Source organism: Saccharothrix variisporea (genome assembly GCF_003634995.1).
GTDB classification, from domain to species: Bacteria; Actinomycetota; Actinomycetes; order Mycobacteriales; family Pseudonocardiaceae; genus Actinosynnema; species Actinosynnema variisporeum.
Genome location: NZ_RBXR01000001.1, coordinates 8,127,392 through 8,144,883, shown reverse-complemented (window position 1 = coordinate 8,144,883; position 17,492 = coordinate 8,127,392). Strand labels below are relative to the sequence as shown.

At 73.5% G+C, this 17,492-nt stretch carries 15 protein-coding genes and 1 pseudogene; 6 read left to right on the top strand and 10 right to left on the bottom strand.

Translation table 11 applies throughout. The features are described from left to right. Positions 1–702: 702 nt before the first annotated feature. Positions 703–1,053 (top strand): annotated as a pseudogene (locus DFJ66_RS45520) (transglycosylase SLT domain-containing protein); the annotation flags it as partial. Between the two features lie 208 nt (positions 1,054–1,261). On the opposite strand, the gene DFJ66_RS37245 reads toward DFJ66_RS45520, so the two are convergent. Next, positions 1,262–1,501 (bottom strand): hypothetical protein, encoded by a 240-nt coding sequence (locus DFJ66_RS37245; RefSeq protein ID WP_121228541.1) that lies wholly within the window; start codon positions 1,499–1,501, stop codon positions 1,262–1,264. 302 nt (positions 1,502–1,803) lie between these two features. Next, positions 1,804–2,718 carry an RNA polymerase sigma factor SigJ gene (sigJ, locus tag DFJ66_RS37240; RefSeq protein ID WP_121228539.1) on the bottom strand — a complete coding sequence of 305 codons (915 nt, stop codon included), beginning with the start codon at positions 2,716–2,718 and terminating at the stop codon, positions 1,804–1,806. 126 nt (positions 2,719–2,844) lie between these two features. Between sigJ and DFJ66_RS37235 the strand changes: the two genes are divergently transcribed. Next, positions 2,845–3,999, top strand: a complete 1,155-nt coding sequence (locus tag DFJ66_RS37235) for an NAD(P)/FAD-dependent oxidoreductase (protein WP_121228537.1) — start codon at positions 2,845–2,847, stop codon at positions 3,997–3,999. On the opposite strand, the gene DFJ66_RS37230 is transcribed toward DFJ66_RS37235, so the two are convergent. The 4 genes from DFJ66_RS37230 to DFJ66_RS37215 all read right to left on the bottom strand — a co-directional run bounded on the left by DFJ66_RS37230 (position 3,986) and on the right by DFJ66_RS37215 (position 8,942). Then, a complete protein-coding gene (locus DFJ66_RS37230; protein WP_121228535.1) occupies positions 3,986–4,567 on the bottom strand; it encodes a riboflavin biosynthesis intermediates N-glycosidase in 582 nt (193 codons plus the stop codon). The two genes, DFJ66_RS37235 and DFJ66_RS37230, sit on opposite strands and share 14 nt — an antisense overlap. 236 nt (positions 4,568–4,803) lie before the next feature. Next, a complete protein-coding gene (locus tag DFJ66_RS37225; RefSeq protein WP_121228532.1) occupies positions 4,804–5,496 on the bottom strand; it encodes a DJ-1/PfpI family protein in 693 nt (230 codons plus the stop codon). A gap of 216 nt (positions 5,497–5,712) precedes the next feature. Further along, complete coding sequence (locus tag DFJ66_RS37220) at positions 5,713–6,384, bottom strand: response regulator (protein WP_121228530.1); 672 nt, start codon at positions 6,382–6,384, stop codon at positions 5,713–5,715. Then, positions 6,381–8,942 (bottom strand): sensor histidine kinase, encoded by a 2,562-nt coding sequence (locus DFJ66_RS37215; RefSeq protein ID WP_246030067.1) that lies wholly within the window; start codon positions 8,940–8,942, stop codon positions 6,381–6,383. Before DFJ66_RS37215 ends, DFJ66_RS37220 begins: the two co-directional genes overlap by 4 nt. 151 nt (positions 8,943–9,093) lie before the next feature. Between DFJ66_RS37215 and DFJ66_RS37210 the strand changes: the two genes are divergently transcribed. Further along, complete coding sequence (locus tag DFJ66_RS37210) at positions 9,094–10,737, top strand: PHP domain-containing protein (RefSeq protein WP_170199899.1); 1,644 nt, start codon at positions 9,094–9,096, stop codon at positions 10,735–10,737. Further along, positions 10,734–11,222 carry a hypothetical protein gene (locus DFJ66_RS37205; protein WP_121228526.1) on the top strand — a complete coding sequence of 163 codons (489 nt, stop codon included), beginning with the start codon at positions 10,734–10,736 and terminating at the stop codon, positions 11,220–11,222. The genes DFJ66_RS37210 and DFJ66_RS37205 overlap by 4 nt, the downstream gene beginning before the upstream one ends. Before the next feature lie 4 nt (positions 11,223–11,226). On the opposite strand, the gene DFJ66_RS37200 is transcribed toward DFJ66_RS37205, so the two are convergent. Beyond that, positions 11,227–12,789 (bottom strand): hypothetical protein, encoded by a 1,563-nt coding sequence (locus tag DFJ66_RS37200; RefSeq protein WP_121228518.1) that lies wholly within the window; start codon positions 12,787–12,789, stop codon positions 11,227–11,229. Between the two features lie 178 nt (positions 12,790–12,967). Between DFJ66_RS37200 and DFJ66_RS37195 the strand changes: the two genes are divergently transcribed. After that, positions 12,968–13,627, top strand: a complete 660-nt coding sequence (locus DFJ66_RS37195) for a CPBP family intramembrane glutamic endopeptidase (RefSeq protein WP_211351439.1) — start codon at positions 12,968–12,970, stop codon at positions 13,625–13,627. Here DFJ66_RS37195 and chrA read toward each other — a convergent pair. From chrA to DFJ66_RS37180, 3 genes are all read right to left on the bottom strand, one after another. Continuing rightward, positions 13,614–14,732, bottom strand: a complete 1,119-nt coding sequence (gene chrA, locus DFJ66_RS37190) for a chromate efflux transporter (RefSeq protein WP_246030066.1) — start codon at positions 14,730–14,732, stop codon at positions 13,614–13,616. The two genes, DFJ66_RS37195 and chrA, sit on opposite strands and share 14 nt — an antisense overlap. Before the next feature lie 79 nt (positions 14,733–14,811). Continuing rightward, positions 14,812–16,365, bottom strand: a complete 1,554-nt coding sequence (locus DFJ66_RS37185; protein WP_121228513.1) for an MDR family MFS transporter — start codon at positions 16,363–16,365, stop codon at positions 14,812–14,814. Continuing rightward, positions 16,362–16,805 carry a MarR family winged helix-turn-helix transcriptional regulator gene (locus tag DFJ66_RS37180; protein WP_246030065.1) on the bottom strand — a complete coding sequence of 148 codons (444 nt, stop codon included), beginning with the start codon at positions 16,803–16,805 and terminating at the stop codon, positions 16,362–16,364. The genes DFJ66_RS37185 and DFJ66_RS37180 overlap by 4 nt, the downstream gene beginning before the upstream one ends. Positions 16,806–16,894: 89 nt before the next feature. Here DFJ66_RS37180 and DFJ66_RS37175 point away from each other — a divergent pair, with 89 nt between their 5' ends. Further along, on the top strand, positions 16,895–17,434 hold the full coding sequence (locus tag DFJ66_RS37175) for a TetR/AcrR family transcriptional regulator (protein WP_121228511.1): 540 nt from the start codon (positions 16,895–16,897) through the stop codon (positions 17,432–17,434). Positions 17,435–17,492: the final 58 nt, after the last annotated feature.

Here is a 17,492-nt window from a genome sequence, read left to right as displayed (position 1 = left end):
CCCTTCAAGGGAATTCTGTTGACTGTGAGTAGCGCAACCGTCAACAAACGTGACCTGCGTCACCCCTATTGGTGCTCATCTTGTCTAGACGCGTGACCAACGGTTACGTTCCAGGCCGCCAGATAACGGTTCTATCACCGGCCGGACACGGGCGAGCAGTCATCCCCCGGACCGCTCCCCGGCCTGGATCCCCCGCCAGGTGGCCGGTGGTGGAGCTCCCCGACGCAGGAGGCACTTCCCTTGGCTCGCCATAGGAAGTCCCGGGCGGATGCGCCGACCGTCTACACGGTCAGCGCGTCCGCACCGGGATACATCGGCGCGCACCGCGCCGAACCCGATCGCAGGTTGCCCAAAAGACTCGCCGGTGTCGCGGTCGCGGTCGGCATCGTGACCGGTGCCGGCGCCGCGGCGCACGCCGTGACCAGCGGCAGCTTCAACCCCATGGCGGGCGGTGCCGAGTTCGGCGGGCTGCCCGACGAGAACGTCCGCACCGGCAAGGTCGAGACGATCCACGCGGTCGACCTCGGTTCGGAGACCGCCCGCATCATCCGCCAGGAACAGCTCAGCGCGCTGCACGCCTTCAACCAGGCCAGCGGTGTCGCCCAGAGCGGCTACCAGGCCCGTCAGCAGGCCGCCGCCGAGGCCGCCGCGCGGGCCGCGCACGAGGCCGCCGAGGCCCGCAAGTCGCCCACGCAGCGCCAGGTCGAGGCCTGGGCGCGCGAGGCGATCGCGATCCTGGCCGCCAACGGCACCCCGATCACCGAGGACGCCGTCGACGAGATCTGGACGATCGTCGAGAAGGAGTCCAACGGCAACCCCAACGCCGTGAACAACTGGGACTCCAACGCCGCGCGCGGCACGCCGTCCAAGGGCCTGATGCAGTGCATCGACCCGACCTTCCAGGCGTACAAGCTGCCCGGCCACGACGACATCTTCAACCCGGTCGACAACATCATCGCGGGCGTCCGCTACACCTACGCCCGCTACGGCGGCTTCGACCGCCACCCCGGCCTGGTCGGCATCAGCGCCGGCACCGGGTACCGCGGCTACTGAGGCACACCCCTCACCCGCTCCCCCGCTGCCGGATGGGTTCCCGGTCCGGCACTCGCCGAAACCCCGACACCGGCGACGTGCCGGACCGGGGGCCGTCGGACGGCGGCCACCGGACGGCGGACGGTGGCCACCGTCCGACGGGCGACGGCGGTACTGCCGCGGCGGCTGACCCCTCGTGCGGTGCCGCCGAAGTGGCGAAGAGCCGGTCTCAGTTGAGCGAACCGACCAGCGGGACCAGTGCGCCGCCCAGCAGGTGGCGGGCGCAGTTCGGGCAGATCGGCCAGCGCTGCCACGTGTCGCAGCCGCCCGAGTCGACGGGGATGCACAGGGCGCGGCACACCGCGCGGTAGCGGTCGCCCAGGTGCGCGGAGTGGTGGGTGGGCGCGTTCGCGGGCACGAGGTGCCGCTCTTCGGCGAAGACGCCGGGTAACAGACGACCGGTCGTCACGACTCCTCCCGAGGTGGCGAAGGTCCGGGGAGGCCGCTGGGCACACCGCGCGAAGACCGGAGGGTCGGCCGTGGCCAGCGCCGGCACAGCCACGGCGACCGCCTCCGGGTTCGCGGGCGGTGCGGGCCGGGAGTACCGACGCGACCGGGCGGGTTCCGGTGTCGCCCACGCCGGACGGCTCCCCCTTCGCGTCCGGTGCGGGCCCGGCTCCACGGGTGCCGTCGCCTGCGAACGCCTCCAGCATGCGCCGAGTGCCTTACAACCGGCTTACATCCCGTCCGCCGGCACGGGTCCCGTCCCCGCTACCCGATCGTCCACGAGCGCAGCTTCTCCGGGTTGCGGACCGCCCAGATCCGCTTGATCCGGTCGTCCGCGACCTCGAACGCGTAGACCGACACCGTCACCCCGTCCTGCTGGGCGATCAGTCCGGGCTGGCCGTTGACCGTGCGTTCCAGCAGGGTCAGGCCGCGCAGCCGGTCCTGGAAGCGCAGCAGCGAGCGCACGATCCCCTCCGCGCCCTCGACCGGGTGCAGGGTGGTGCTGACCAGGCCGCCGCCGTCGGCGATCGCGGTGACGTCCGGGTCCAGGAGCGTGACCAGGGCTTTGACGTCACCGGCTTCCAGGGCCTGCTTGAAGTCGCGGACGAGCCGTGCCTGCCGGGCGGCCGGGGTCGTCGGTGGCCGGGCGTCGCGGATGCGGCGGCGGGCGGAGGAGGCCAGTTGGCGGCAGGCCGCCGGGGTGCGGCCCACGACGTCGGCGACCTCGGCGAAGGAGTAGCGGAACACGTCGTGCAGCACGAAGGCCACGCGCTCGGCCGGGGTCATGGCGTCGAGCACGACCAGGAAGGCCATGCTGACCGACTCGTCCAGGGTGACCCGGTCGACGGGGTCGGCGGCGGGCCGGCCGGTGATCCACTCGGTGGGGTCGGGCAGCGGCTCGGGCACCCACTCGCCCACGTAGGTCTCCCGCCGCACGCGTGCCGAGGACAGCACGTTCAGGCACAGCCGGCCGGCCACCTTGTTCAGCCACGCGCCCGGCGAGTCGATGGCCCGCTGCTCCGCCTCGGACATCGCGTACCAGCGGGCGTAGGTCTCCTGCACCACGTCCTCGGCGTCGGACAGCGACCCGAGCAGCCGGTAGGCGAGGTTGATCAGCCGGCGGCGTTCGCCCATGACCACGCTCAGGTCCGGGTCGAGGTGATCGGCGTGCGAGCTCATGGTCGGGGCCTCCTCGGGTCGTGTCCTACACCAGTTCGACCGGACAGCCCACCCGATTGTCAGGCGCCTGACGTTTCGCGGCGCTGCGCGGTCGTACCGGTGACCGACACCGAAAGGGGAGGAACCATGAACCACCACAAGGTCGTCGTCATCGGCGGCGGGTACGCCGGGGCGCTGGCGGCCAACCGGCTGCGGGTGCGCGACGACGTGGACATCACGCTGGTCAACCCGCGCCCGACCTTCGTCGACCGCATCCGGCTGCACCAGTTCGTGGCCGGCACCGGCGGGGCCACGCACGACTTCGGCACGCTGCTGGACGAGCGCGTCCGCCTGGTCGTGGACACCGCCACGCGCATCGACACCGCGTCCCGCACCGTGCGGCTGGCCTCCGGGGAGGCGCTGGACTACGACTACGTCATCTACGCGGTCGGCAGCACCGGGGCCGTGCCGACCGCGGTGCCCGGGGCGGCCGAGTTCGCCGTCTCGGGCGCCGACCTGGAGTCGGCTCAACGGCTGCGCGGCGCGCTGGACGAACTGCGCCCCGACGCGCCGGTCACGGTGGTCGGCGGCGGGTTGACCGGCATCGAGACCGCCGCCGAACTGGCCGAACGCGGACGCCGGGTGACGCTGGTGTGCGGCGGCGCGCTCGCCCCCGCGCTGAGCGGGTCGTCCCGCCGGTACATCGCGAAGTGGCTGTCCCGGCACGGCGTCACGGTGGTCGAGCACGACAAGGTCGCCGAGGTGCGGGCGGACGCGGTCGTCCTCGCGGACGGCACGGCGCACCCGAGCGCGGTGACGATCTGGACGGCCGGTTTCGCCGTGCCGGCGCTGGCCGCCGACAGCGGTCTGCGCACCGACGACCTGGGCCGGCTGCTCACCGACGAGACCCTGACCAGCGTCGACGACGACCGGGTCGTGGCCGCCGGTGACGCCGCCGCACCCTCGGGCGCGCCGCTGCGGATGAGCTGCCAGGCCGCCGCACCGCTGGGCGCGCTGGCCGCCGACACGGTGCTCAGCCGCATCGCGGGCACCACGCCGAAACCGCTCGACGTGGCCTCCGTGGGGTCGTGCGTCAGCCTCGGGCAGCGCACCGCGATCCGCCAGTTCTCCCGCAAGGACGACACGCCGATCGACTTCTACGTCGGCGGACGCGTCGGCGCGGCGTACAAGGGGCTGACCTACAAGCTCGGCCTGCTCAAGATCCGCCGCGAGGCCCGCAAGCCGGGGTCGCTGGTGTGGGTGAAGGGCGGCCGGCGCCCGCTGGCCGTCACGTCCTCCTGAGCAGGGACGCCGCCGTCGGGCGGTGCAGGCGGGCGCGGGCTTCGTGCAGGGCGAAGCCGAGCAGGTTCTCGCCGGGCCACTGGCCGGGGTCGGCGGCGCGCGGGTCGTCCTCGGTCAGGCCGATGCCCCACACCCGGTCCAGCGGGCTCGCCTCGACCAGCACCCGCGCGCCCGTCCCCAGCAGGTACTCGCGCAGCGCCGGGGTCGAGGCGAACTTGAGCGTGCTGCCCTCGGCCACGATGCCGAACCGCTCCGCCTCCCACGTCCCCTGGTCGAACCCCCGCACCCGCCGGCCCAGGTCCTTGGCCGCGCGCGGGTGCCCGGCGGCCAGGATGCGGTTCGCCGTGTCGGCGTCGTCGAACAGGACCGCCTTGCGCCACATCATGTAGTGCTCGGCGGTGGCGAAGGTGTGGCCCTCCGCGGTGAACGGGGACGGGTACCACTGGCTCAGGCAGCCCTTGTGCACGGTGGTGCCCGGCGTGTTCTGGTTCCAGAAGAACAGGAAGCGGGGGCGTTCGCCGGACTGGACGGCCGCCAGGAGGTCGGCTTTGCTGCGGGACGGGTGCACGCGCGGCAGTATGGGCGCACCCGGCGTGGGTTCTCCACGGAAATACCGGCGCGGGCCGGGGGCCGAGGGTGATGCGGACCCTCGGCCCCCGCGTCCGTCGACGACGGGCCCTGCCAGGCCACCCGGGTTCGCCGGTGCCGTCGCCGAACGGGAGCCGCCCCGGCTCCGCGACTGCTCTACGAGATGGCGCCCCGATCCGTTCAACGGGATCCCGAAGTGGCGTCGGGCTCCCGCGGTCAGGCCCGCCAGACGGTGCCGCGCCGCTCGTACTCCAGGACCTGTTCCACCCGTTGGGTGAACTGCGCACCGAGGAACCGCTCCAGCAACCACAGGGACACCTCCAGCCCGGAGGTGATGCCGCCGCCGGTCACCAGCGTCCCGTCGTCCACCACGCGGGCGTCGACCACGGTCGCGCCCTGGGCCGCCAGGTCCGCTCGCGCACCCCGGTGCGTGGTCGCGGGCCTGCCCTTGGTCAGGCCGGCCGCCGACAGCACCATCACGCCGGTGCAGATGCCGACCCGCAGGGCCTGGACGCCCGTCAGGCGGCGCAGGAACCGGGTGTCCGCGATGAGCCGGTGCACGCCCGGCCCGTCGCGGTCGGTGTAGCCGCCGCCGGGGACGACCAGGACGTCGGCGTCGTGCGGCGACCACCCGCGGTCGACGTCGACGCGCAGGCCGTACGAGCAGGTCACGGTCGCCGGGCGGTCGGGCGTGACCAGCGCGTGGGTCACCGCACCGCCCATCCGCGCGGCGAGGCCGAAGACCTCGACGGGTGCGACGAAGTCCTGTTCCTCGACCCCGTCGAACATCAGCACCTGCACCCGCAGCGGGTTCGCGGCGGTGGCGGGACCCGCGGCGGCGGCAGGTCCCCCGGCGACCACGCCGCCGGCGGACAACGTGGTGGCGCGCAAGAAAGTTCGGCGTTGCATCCTGACCCCCAAGGTTCTCCCCCAGGCAGTCGGGGCGCGCCACCGCCCGGTTCCCGGAGTGACGCGGGACACACTCCGGGAACACTGCCGGGGCGCCGTGCGACCACTGGGTGCGTCGGGTACTTCCCCTTCTGGACCCGGCCACCCGCGAGCGTGCTCACGCCGGGTCGGTCCCGCCGACTCCGACCGGCCCACCGGCCCGGTGTCACACGCCGTTCACGGCTGGAAGCGGTAGCCGCGACCGGGTTCGGTGATCAGGTGCCGCGGGCGCGACGGCTCCGGTTCCAGCTTGCGCCGCAGCTGCGCCAGGTACACCCGCAGGTAGTGGCCGGCGTCCTCGTGGCCCGCGCCCCACACCTTCTCCAGCAGCTCGCGCCCGGCCACCGGCGCGCCGCCCGCCCGCACGAGCACCTCCAGCAGCGCCCACTCGGTGCGGGTCAGGTGGACGTCGCCGTCCGGGCGGTGGATGCGCTTGGCGGCCAGGTCCACGGTGAACGACGCCGTCCGCACGGGCGGTTCGCCGGTCGGGCGCGGCGCGGTCCGGCGCACCGCCGCCCGCAGCCGGGCCAGGAACTCCTCCACCCCGAACGGCTTGGTCACGTAGTCGTCCGCGCCCGCGTCCAGCGCCGCCACCTTGTCCGCCGAGCCCACCCGCGCGGACAGCACCACGATCGGCACGGTCGACCGCTCGCGCACCGACCCGATCACCTCGATCCCGTCCAGGTCCGGCAACCCGAGGTCGAGCACCACCACGTCCACACCGGGCAGAGCTGCCAACGCGGACGACCCGTCCGCCGCCGTGAGCACGTCGAACCCGTGCGCGGTGAGCGTGATGCGTAAGGAGCGCACGATGAGCGGGTCGTCGTCCACGACCAACACGGTGGTCATGCGACCGCCACCTCCGCCGCCGGCAGGGAGATCACGATGGTCAGCCCGCCGCCGGGCGTGTCCTCGGCGGCGATCGACCCGCCCATCGCCTCCACGAAACCCTTGGCCACGCTGAGCCCCAGCCCGACGCCGGGCGTGTTGTCCCGGTCCCCCAACCGCTGGAACGGCGCGAACACGGCGTCCGCGGTGTTCTTCGGCAGCCCGCGCCCGTGGTCGACCACCCGCAGTTCGACGCGGTCGCCGTGGGCGCTGGCCCGCACGGCGATCTCCGGCTCGTCGGCGCTGATGGCCCCGTCGCCGTCCACGTCGACCCCGCGGCGCGGGGACAGCCGGCCGTGCCGCAGGGCGTTGTCGATCACGTTGGCGACGACCCGTTCCAGCAGGCCGGAGTCGGCGAGCACGGCGGGCAGGCCCTCGGAGACCTCCACCTCCACCGCCCGCCGGTCGTCGATGCCGGCCAGTGCCCGCGCCACGACCTCGTCGTAGGTCACCGCCCGCAGCAGCGGCGCGACCGCGCCGGTGGCCAGGCGGGAGGAGTCGAGCAGGTTGTCCACCAGGCCGGTGAGCCGGTCGGCGGAGACCTCGATGGCCTCCAGCAGCTCGCGGGTGTCCTCTTCGGACAGTTCGATGTCGTGCGCGCGCAGGCTGCCGATGGAGGCCTTGATCGAGGTCAGCGGGGTGCGCAGGTCGTGGCCGACGGCCGACAGCAGGGCGGTGCGCAGCTCGGTGGTGGCGGCGCGGCGCTGGGCGTCGGCGGTCTCGGCGGCCATCCGCTGCTGCCGCAACGCCATCAGCGCCTGCCCGGCGGCGGCTTCGAGGGCGCGCTGGTCGCTCGCGGGCAGGGTCCGGCCGCGCAGCGCCAGGTGCACGTCACCGGTCACCGGCACGTCCACGTCGGCGTCGTCGGGCTCGTCGCACGGCCGCGGCCCGACGCACGCCACCCGCTCCCAGCCGCCGTCACGGCGCTCCAGCAGGGCCACCGAGTCCAGCCCGAAGTTCTCCCGCACCTTCTCCAGCAGCCGCGCCAGCGGGAACGGGCTGGTCAGGACCGTGCGGGCGTAGGAGGCCAGCAACGCGGCCTCGGTGCGGGCCCGCGCGCCCTGCTCGCCCAGCCGCGCCGCGCGGTCCACCACCAGGGCGACCAGCACGGCCACCAGCAGCATCGCCACCAGCGTGACCAGGTTCTCCGGCGTGGCCACGGCGAGGCTGTAGTAGGGCGGGGTGAAGAAGTAGTTGAGCAGGCCCGCGCCGAGCAGCGCCGCGCCGACCGCCGGACCGAGTCCGCCCACCAGCGCCACCACGACCGTGACCAGGAAGAACGCGATCACGTCGGTGGAGAAGGTCAGCTCGGCGCGGGAGCCGACGCCGACCCCGGTGACCGCGAACGGCAGCAGCACGGCCAGCAGCCAGCCCAGCAGCACCCGGGTCCGGGTCAGCGGGCTGCGGCCCAGCTGCCAGCGCGGGCCGCGGCGGGCCTCGTCGTGGGTGACCATGTGCACGTCGATCGGCCCGGACGCCTGGATCACCGCCGCGCCGATGCCCTCGTCGAACACCCGCGCCAGCCGGGACCGCCGGGACGTGCCGAGCACGAGCTGGGTCGCGTTGACCCCGCGCGCGAACTCCAGCAGGGCGGTGGGCACGTCGTCGCCGACGACGGTGTGGAAGGTCGCGCCCACGTCGTCGGTGACCTTGCGGGCGCGAGCCAGCGACTGCGGCGACACGCCGGTCAGCCCGTCGCCGCGCAGGACGTGGACGACCACGAGCTCCGCGCCGGCCCGGGTCGCGATCCGGCGGGCGCGGCGGATGAGCGTCTCGCTCTCCGGACCGCCGCTGACCGACACCACGACCCGTTCGCGGGCCTCCCACGTGTCGGTGATGCGCTGCTCGTGGCGGTAGCGCAGGAGGGCGACGTCGACCTGGTCGGCCACCCACAGCAGGGCCAGCTCGCGCAGCGCGGTCAGGTTGCCGACCCGGAAGTAGTTGCCCAGGGCGGCGTCGATCTTGTGGGCGGCGTAGACGTTGCCGTGCGCCAGCCTGCGGCGCAGCGCCTCGGGCGTGATGTCGACCAGTTCGACCTGCTGGGCGCGCCGCACCACCTCGTCCGGCACCGTCTCCTGCTGGCGCACGCCCGTGATGCGTTCGACGACGTCGTTGAGCGACTCCAGGTGCTGCACGTTCACCGTGGACAGCACGTCGATGCCCGCGTCCAGCAGCTCTTCGACGTCCTGCCAGCGCTTGGCGTTGCGCGAGCCGGGGATGTTCGTGTGGGCGAGTTCGTCCACCACGGCGACCTCGGGCGCACGGGCCAGCACGGCGTCCACGTCCATCTCGGTGAACTGGACGCCCTTGTGCCGCAGCACCCGCCGTGACACCTCTTCCAGCCCCGTGAGCAGTTCGGCGGTCTTCTCACGCCCGTGCGTCTCGACCAACCCGACGACCACGTCGGTGCCGCGCTCACGGCGGCGGTGCGCTTCCCCCAGCATGGCGAACGTCTTGCCCACCCCGGGCGCCGCGCCCAGGTAAATGCGCAGCTCACCACGCCTGCGTTTGCCTTCCACGCACCCCAGTGTGCTCGCCGGCCGCGCGCGGCTCAGTGCGAGCCCCCCACACCGTGATTTCACCTCATGTTCGCGCTTCCACCACCGCCGGGCGCCGGCCACCCCACGAATACTCCTGCGCGGGCGCCGTCGGACACCGGGAGTCACGCACATGTCGCACGACCACGAACACCACCACCACGAGCCGATCGATCCCGAGGACGACCGGCCGCTGTCGGTCGCGCGCCGCCGGTTCCTGGCCGGCCTGGGCATCGCCGCCGCCGGCACCGCCGCGCTCGCCGGCCCGGCCGCCGCGCACGAGGACCGCCGCCCGGTCAACCCGTGGGGTGCGCGTGACCGCTGGTTCGCGGGCGACCACCACATCCACACCAAGTACTCCCCCGACGGCCAGTACGAGGTCGCCCAGCAGGTCGCCAAGGCCCGCGAGCACGGCCTGGACTGGGTCGTGATCACCGACCACGGCGGGGTGGCGCACGAGAAGTTCTCCGTCGACCTCGTCGCGCCCGACATCGAGAAGGCCCGCGCCGAGCACCGCGGCACGCTGGTCTACCAGGGCCTGGAGTGGAACATCCCGGGCGCGGAGCACGCGACCGTGTTCCTGCCGCCCGGTCGGTCCACTGTGGACATCCTGCGGGCGTTCGAGGCGGCCTACGACGGCGGTGTGCTCTCCACGCCCGTCGAGAAGGGCGGCAAGGGCCTCATCGCGCGCGCGACCAGCGCGGACGGCGAGCCGTACGCGTTGGCGGCGCTGCGCTACCTGGAAGCCCAGGTGCTGTCGGGCCGCACCGAGATCGCGCTGATGTTCGCCAACCACCCGGCCCGGCGGGGCGTGGACAGCCCGCACGAGCTGCGCGGGTGGCGGGACGCGGCACCCGGCGTCGCGGTCGGCATGGAAGGCGCGCCCGGCCACCAGGCGGCGGGCCTGCCCTCGGGCCGGGCCGCCGCACGCGGCTACTACGAGGCCTCCCCCAACCAGGACAGCTTCCCCGGCTACGCCCCGACCGCCACCGAGAACCCGTACCGCACGTACGGCGGCTTCGACTGGATGACCGCGAAGGTCGGCGGCCTGTGGGACTCGCTGCTGGCCGAGGGCCGGCCGTGGTGGGTCACGGCGACCTCGGACAGCCACCAGAACCACCTCGACACCTTCACCCCCGGCACCGGCGACCACACCACGACCGGCACCCGCGGCGCCCCCGTGGACACCGGCAAGCCGCAGGTGTACGGGGACTACTGGCCCGGTCAGTACAGCTCGACCCTGGTCGGCGCGGCCTCGCGGTCCTACGTGGACGTCATGCGCGGCTTGCAGGGCGGCAAGGTGCTGGCCGTGCACGGCCGGTTGGTGGACGGCCTGGACCTGCGGGTCCGCACTGACCTCGACGGCCGGGGCGTCACGGTCGGCGGCCGGACCTTCGTCACGCGCGGCGCGGACGTCGAGGTGACCATCGAGGTGCGCCTGGCGATGCGCCCCAATTTCGGCGGCTCGATCCCGCGCCTGGCGAAGGTGGACCTGATCGGCGGCCCGGTGACCGGCCCGGCCACCGACCGCGACACGCTCTCCGCCCCGCACACGTCGGTGCTGAAGACCTTCGAGGTCTCCCGGACCGCTCGCGGGACGGTCCGCTTCACGCACACGTTCCGGAAGGTGGAGGGTCCTTTCTACCTGCGCCTGCGCGGCTCGGACGGCAACCGGCTGACGTCGGACGGTGGGCCGGTGATGGACGTGATCGGCGACGCCGACCCGTGGGCGGACCTGTGGTTCTACGCGAACCCGGTGTTCATCGACGTCGTATGAGGTGGTGGCTGCACGCGGTGCCCACCGACTCCCTCGGGCACCGCGCCGCCCATGCGGACGCACTGCTCCTGGCCGCCCTGTCCCCTTACGAGGTCTCACTGGCCTTCACAACCGTGGACCGCTCGGGTGAGGTGTCCCGGCTCGCCTTGACCGCGCTGGTCACCGGGCCTCGGGAGGGGCTGCTGCTGGGCGGCCGGGTGAAGGAGGTTGAAGGGCCGCCGGCGGAGGGCCGGTGCATCCGGTTCCCGGGGCAGGACGAGCTGACGGGCGTGCACCCGGCGGGCGCGATCGTGGCGAGCTCGGCGGTGGACGAGGTCGTGGGTGTCGGCGTGCCCGTGTCGGCCGGGGACCTGGTGGACACGCAAGGGTTCGTGCGGCCGACGCTCGTGGACGGCCGCTTGGTGTTGTTGGTGGAACGCGCAGCCGGCGGCGTGCTGCGCCCCACCGAGTCCCGCGACCCGCACGAGTGCTGCGGCGGCCACTAGCCACTTAAGGCACCAGCAGGACCACCAACGCGGCCACCGCCACCAAGGCGGCCACCCCGCGCCCCATCCGGTACCCGTACCCCGTCAACGACCGCACCACCGAACTCCACGCCGTCACCGCCGGCCCGGCCCACCCCGCCGACCGCGCCCGCTCCGCGTACTGCAGCCGCTGCTTCTCCACCAGCACCGCCGCCGCCCCGGCTTCCTGCCCCTCCGACCGCAGCACCTCCGCGAGCCGGTCGTACGCGTCCGGCGTGAAGCGGACGGTCGCCGCCCGGAGTTGGGACAGGCGGCGGCGGACGGCGGCGCGGTCGGACAGCCGGGGCTCCAGGCGGCGGTAGTCCAGGCCGGTGAGGTCCACGCCGCCGCGCGCGCACCAGAACGAGCCGTTGTCGCGCAGGGTGGCGCAGCGGGCGTCGCGGAGGTCCACGCGGCCGTGTGGCGGGTCCTCCACGGTCAGGCGCAGCTCCCGGGTCACCAGGCCGCACGCGTCCAGCCGTGCGCCCAGGTGCGCTCCGCGCAGGTCCACGAGACAGCGCACGGTCGCGGCGGACAGGTCCAGGGTGCCCTCGACGGCCAGGTCGCCCAGCTTCAGCTCGTCGCCGATGCGCGCGGCGCACAGGTCCAGCGGTCCGGACAGGTCCGCGCCGGACAGGTCCAGGCTGCCGCCCACGTCCGCGGCGGGCAGTCGCACGGCGTCCTCGCCGCGCAGCTGCCCCAGGTCCACGTCCCCGGTCACGCGAGCGCGCGTGCCGACGAGGTCGCGCAGCTCGGCCCGGGACGCCCGCAGGTCGCCGCCGATCCGGGCGTCCACGAGCGTCACGCCCGAGCGCACCAGCGCGAAGGCCAGGTGCACGTGCCCGGCCACCCGGACGCGGTCCAGCGACACGTCGTCGGCCTGCGCCGCGCCCAGGACCAGCGAGCCGCCCACGGACGCGCCGACCACCGACAGCGTGCGGACCTGGGCCTCGGTCAGGTCCACGTCGCCGACCACCCGGGAGCGGTCGGCGTCCAGGGCTCCCCACCGCGACTGGCGCAGGGTCAGCGCCCCGCCCAGCCGGGCGTCGCCGAGCAGCACCGCGCCCTGGGCCGTGACGCCGATGCGGAACTCGTTCTCGCCCAGCACGCTGCCGCCGACCCGCGCGCCGCGCAGGTCCAGGGACACGTCGTCGAGCTCGCCCAGCGCCGCGCCCGCCAGGCGCACGTCGCCGCCCACGCACACCCGCCGCGCGACGACCGCGCCGACCCGGCTGTCCTCGAACGACAGCTCGCCGCCCACCTCGGCGTCGCCCAGCTCCACCGCGCCGCGCACCACCGTGCCCGCCAGCACCACGTCACCCCGGCAGCGCAGCCGCCGCGCGTCCAGGCCGGGCAGCTCGCACCCGTGGAACTCCAGACCCCGCACCGACGCCTCGCGCAGCACGGGCGGCTCGTCGAACCGGCAGCGCACGAACCGCAGCGTGCGCACCGGCGCGTCGGTCAGGTCGAGCACACCGGTGACCCGGGCGCCGACGACCTCCACGTCCTCGCCCACGAGCTGTGCGGCCGGGACCTCCCCGGTCGTCATCCCCACCGTCCCCCTTCGTCCCCGGCACCACCGGGGTGGGGCGATGCTAACGGTGCACATGCACCTTCCGCTCCGATCCGCGCGGAACACACCCCACACGGGCGCACAACAGCCGCACAACGCGTCCGACACGTCCCTTTAACCCGCGGGCCACCCATCGCTGGGTAGCGTTCGGTTCGTGACCGTTCCGGTACGGCTGCAACCCGCATCCCGCTGGTACCTGCGCACCGAGTTCGTGGTCGTGTTCTTCGGCCTGGTGGTCGCGTACACCCTGCTGTGGCGCGGCACGAGCCCGATCCCCGTCCTGCTGGTGCTGGGCGCGGCGGCGGTGTGGCACCTGCTGCGCACCGGGTTCGACCGGCGCTCGTTCTGGCGTGCCGAGGCGCTGGAGGACCAGTGGCGGCCCATGCTGACCCTCTGGACGCTCACCGCGGCGGGCTGCGCGGCGGCGGTCGCCGTCCTCACGCCGGACCTGCTGCTGGTGCTGCCGCGCGAACAACCGCTGCTGTGGGCGCTGATCGTGGTGCTCTACCCGCTGCTCAGCGTCTACCCGCAGGAACTGCTGTTCCGCGCGTTCCTGTTCCACCGCTACGAACCGGCGTTCGGCCCGACGGGGACGGCGGCGGCCAGCGCGCTGGCCTTCGGGTTCGCGCACATCGCGTTCGGCAACTGGGTCGCCGTCGTGCTGTCCGCGGCGGGCGGCTGGATCTTCGCCACCCGATACCGCCAGACCCGGTCACTGCTGGTGGTCTCGGTGGAGCACGCCCTGTACGGGCTGCTGATGTTCACCGTGGGCCTGGGCCAGTACTTCTACCACGGCTCGGTCACAGCAGGCTGATCAACGCCCCCGCGACCCCGGCCACCAGCAGCGCCGACACGACCCCGCGCCGCAGCACCAGCAGCCACAGCACCGCGCCGCCGAGCACCGCGAACTGCCACGGCTCGTGCAGCGACAGGGCCAGCGGCAGCGTGGACCCGCCGATCGCGCCGATCGCCGCCGCGCCCGCGCCGGTGAGGAACGCCTGGGCCTTCCGGTTGTCCCGCAGGCGTTCCAGCTTCGGCCCGCCGAAGATCACGAACAGGAACGACGGCGCGAACGCCACCACGCTCGCGAGCAGCCCGCCGACCAGCCCGGCGGCGGCGTACCCGACCACGGCGACGGTCTGCACGACCGGTCCCGGCGTGATCTGGCCCAGCGCCACGGCGTTGAGGAACTGCGCGTCGGTCATCCAGCCGTAGGTGTGCACGGCGTCGCGCTGCATCAGCGGGATGATCACGAACCCGCCGCCGTAGGACAGCGCGCCGACCTTGGTCGCCACCCACGCCACGCCGAGCAGTCCCCCGCCGGTCGCCGGCAGCGCGAGCACCACCGGCCACGACCGCCGCCCGGACGGCGCGTGCACCGACACCTCGACCAGCCCGGCGACCAGCAGTACCAGCACCAGCCACGGCCCGGTCACCGCCGCCGCGACCGCCCCGGCGACCAGGTAGGCGACCCACCGCAGCCGCCCGGCCCGCTCGGTGACCCGCTTCCAGCTGCCCGGGACCAGGCCCCACGCCGCGTGCAGCGCCACCGCCGGCACCGCCGCACCCGCGCCCGCCGCCGCGCCCGTCACCCACGCGGGCGGGTCGGCGGCCAGGAACAACGCGGCCAGCGCGAGGATCACGACCAGGCCGGGGACGATGAAGCAGAACCCGCCCACCAGCGCGCCCGCCGTGCCGCGCAGCCGCCACGCGCACAGGATCGCGAGCTGGGTGGACGCGGGTCCGGGCAGCAGGTTGGTGGCGGCGATGCCGTGCTCGAACTCGGCTTCGTCCAGCCACTTGCGCCGCGTCACGCACAGGTCGCGCAGCAGCGAGATGTGCGCGGGCGGCCCACCGAACCCGATGCACCCGATCCGTCCCCACTCGCGGGCGATCGTGCCCAGTCCGACCTTCGTCACGGTGCGCCCAATCGGGTCTCGGCGGCCATTCGCGGCCATCCTCGCCCAACGCCCGCTACGAGGTCCAACCCGGTCGGGTCTACTTCCGGTCGAGGTCCAGGCTGGAGCGCAGCACGATCGGCTTGAGCAGCAGCGCCGCCACCACGCCCACCACCGCGATGCACGCCGAGATGGTGAAGATGTGCCCGGTCGAGTCGCCGTAGGCCGCGCGCACGATGTGCTGCACCGACTCCGGCAGCGCGTTGAGGTTCAGGCTCCCGCCCCCGGTCCCGGACGCCGGGATGCCGGCCTTGTGGAGCCCGCTGGTGATCCGGTCGGTCACGTCCCGCGCCAGCACCGCGCCCAGCACGGACACGCCGATCGTGCCGCCCAGCGACCGGAAGAACGCGATGGTCGCGCTGGCCGCGCCGATGTCCCGCAGCGGCACGGTGTTCTGCACCGCGAGCACGAGGTTCTGCATGCTCATGCCGACCCCGACGCCCACCAGCAGCATCCCGCCGCCGACGAACACCAGCGACGTCTCGTGGTCCACCAGGCCCAGCAGCGCGAACCCGGCCACCAGCACGGTCGCGCCGGCCACGATGTAGGGCTTGACCCGCCCGCTGCGGGTGATCAGCCGCCCGCTGATCACCGACGCGCCCAGCACGCCGGCCATCATCGGGATGGTCAGCAACCCGGCCTCGGTGGGCGTGTAGCCGCGCCCGATCTGGAAGTACTGGCCCAGGAACACCGCGCCGCCGAACATCGCCATGCCCACCGCGACGCTGGCCAGGATCGCCAGCGCGGTCGTCCGCCGCGTGACGATCCCCAGCGGCACCACCGGTTCCGCCGCCCGCGACTCCACGAACACCGCCAGCGCCAGCAGCGCCAGCGACCCGCCGACCATCGCGCCGCTCTGCCACGAGATCCAGGCGAACGAGTCGTCCACGAACGTGATCCACACGAGCAGCAGCGACACGCCGGCCGCGATCAGCCCCGCGCCCAAGTAGTCGATCTTGACGTCCTCGCGCCGCACGGAGGGCACCTTCAGCGTCGCCTGCAAGACCACCAGCGCGATCAACGCCACCGGCACGCCGATGAAGAAGCACCAGCGCCAGCCCAGCCAGGAGGTGTCCACGATCAGACCGCCCAGCAGCGGGCCGCCAACCGTCGCCACGGCCATCACCGCGCCCAGGTAGCCGTTGTACCGGCCGCGTTCGCGGGGCGGGATCATCGCCGCGATCACCACCTGCACCAACGCCTGCAACCCGCCGACGCCGATGCCCTGGAACGCCCGCGCGGCGATCAACTGCTCCGCCGACTGCGCGAACCCGCTGACGATCGAACCCACCGCGAACACGACGATCGCGACCTGCACGATCGTCTTCTTGTCGAACAGGTCGGCGAGCTTGCCCCAGATCGGGGTGCTGGCGGTGGCGGCGAGCAGGGTCGCGGTGACCACCCACGTGTACTGGGTCTGCGACCCGTCCAGCGCGCCGATGATCTGGGGCAGCGCGGTGGACACCACCGTGCCGCTGAGCATGGCCACGAACAGCACGAGCAGCAGCCCGCTGAGCGCCTCCATGATCTGGCGGTGGCTCATCGGCACGGGAGCCGCGGACTCCTGTGCCGTCCGCTCCGGGGTGCTCGTCATCGGCTTGCCTCCAACGTGGCTTCGACATCGGCGGTGAGCCGGCCCAGGGCCGCGTTGAGCGCGTCCACCTCGGTCGGTTCCCAGTGGGCGAGCGCCCGGGAGAGCAGGTCGTCGTACCACCCGCGGGCCTGGTCCAGCACGGCGTGCCCTGCGTCGGTGACGGCGAGCACGCTGGCCCGCCCGTCCGCGGGGTCCGCGCGGCGCTCCACCAGCCCGTGCGCGACGAGCGTGCCCACCGCGCGGCTGACGGTCGACTGGTCCAGGCCGGTGCGCAGCGCCAGTTCCTTGGCGTGGCACCCGGCGGACCGGTCGATCAGCGTCAAGGTGGCGACCAGCCCGGTCGGCACGGACAGGTAGTGAGCCGTGCTCTCCTGCTTGAGCCGGCGCACGACCTTCATCAGGTCGCGGAGCCGGTCGACCAGTTCACCGTTGGGGTCCACACTGACCTCCCGAATGCTTGCTTACTACAAGCATCTATCAGGTTTGCCCAGTGTGCAAGTTTTCCCAGTGCGCAGTAACGTAGGTCTCGATGGAGCTGCGCGAGCGCAAGAAGGCGGCGACCCGACTCGCCCTGCACGAGGCCGCCCTGCGGCTGGCCCTGGAACTCGGCCCGGACCGCGTCACCGTCGAGGCCATCGCCGACGCCGCCGACGTCTCCCGCCGGACGTTCTCCAACTACTTCTCGGGCAAGGAAGACGCGATCTTCCACGGCGACCGCCTGCGCCTGCGCGCACTCGTGGACACCATCCACGCCCGCCCGCTCGCCGAACCGCCGGAGACCGCCTTCCGCGCCGCCGCCGCGACGCTCCTGGCCGACTCGTTGGACCCGACCTGGGTCGCCCAGCGCCGCCTCCTGCGCCTCCACCCGACCCTGCTCCCCCACCAGGTGGCCGCGTACTCGGCCGTCGAGCAGAAACTGGCCGCGGAGGCGGCCCGCCGCGGCGCCGACCCCCTGCGTTCGCGGGTCCTGGCCGCCACCTTCCTGGCCACCATCCGGGCCGCCACCGCGCACTGGCTCGAGCACCCCGACCGCCCGCTCGCCGAGTGGGTCGACGAGGCCCTGTCGTAAAAAACGTGCACGCCGTGCAGCTTCGTCGGTACCGTGGAGTACCAACACCCTGAGCAAC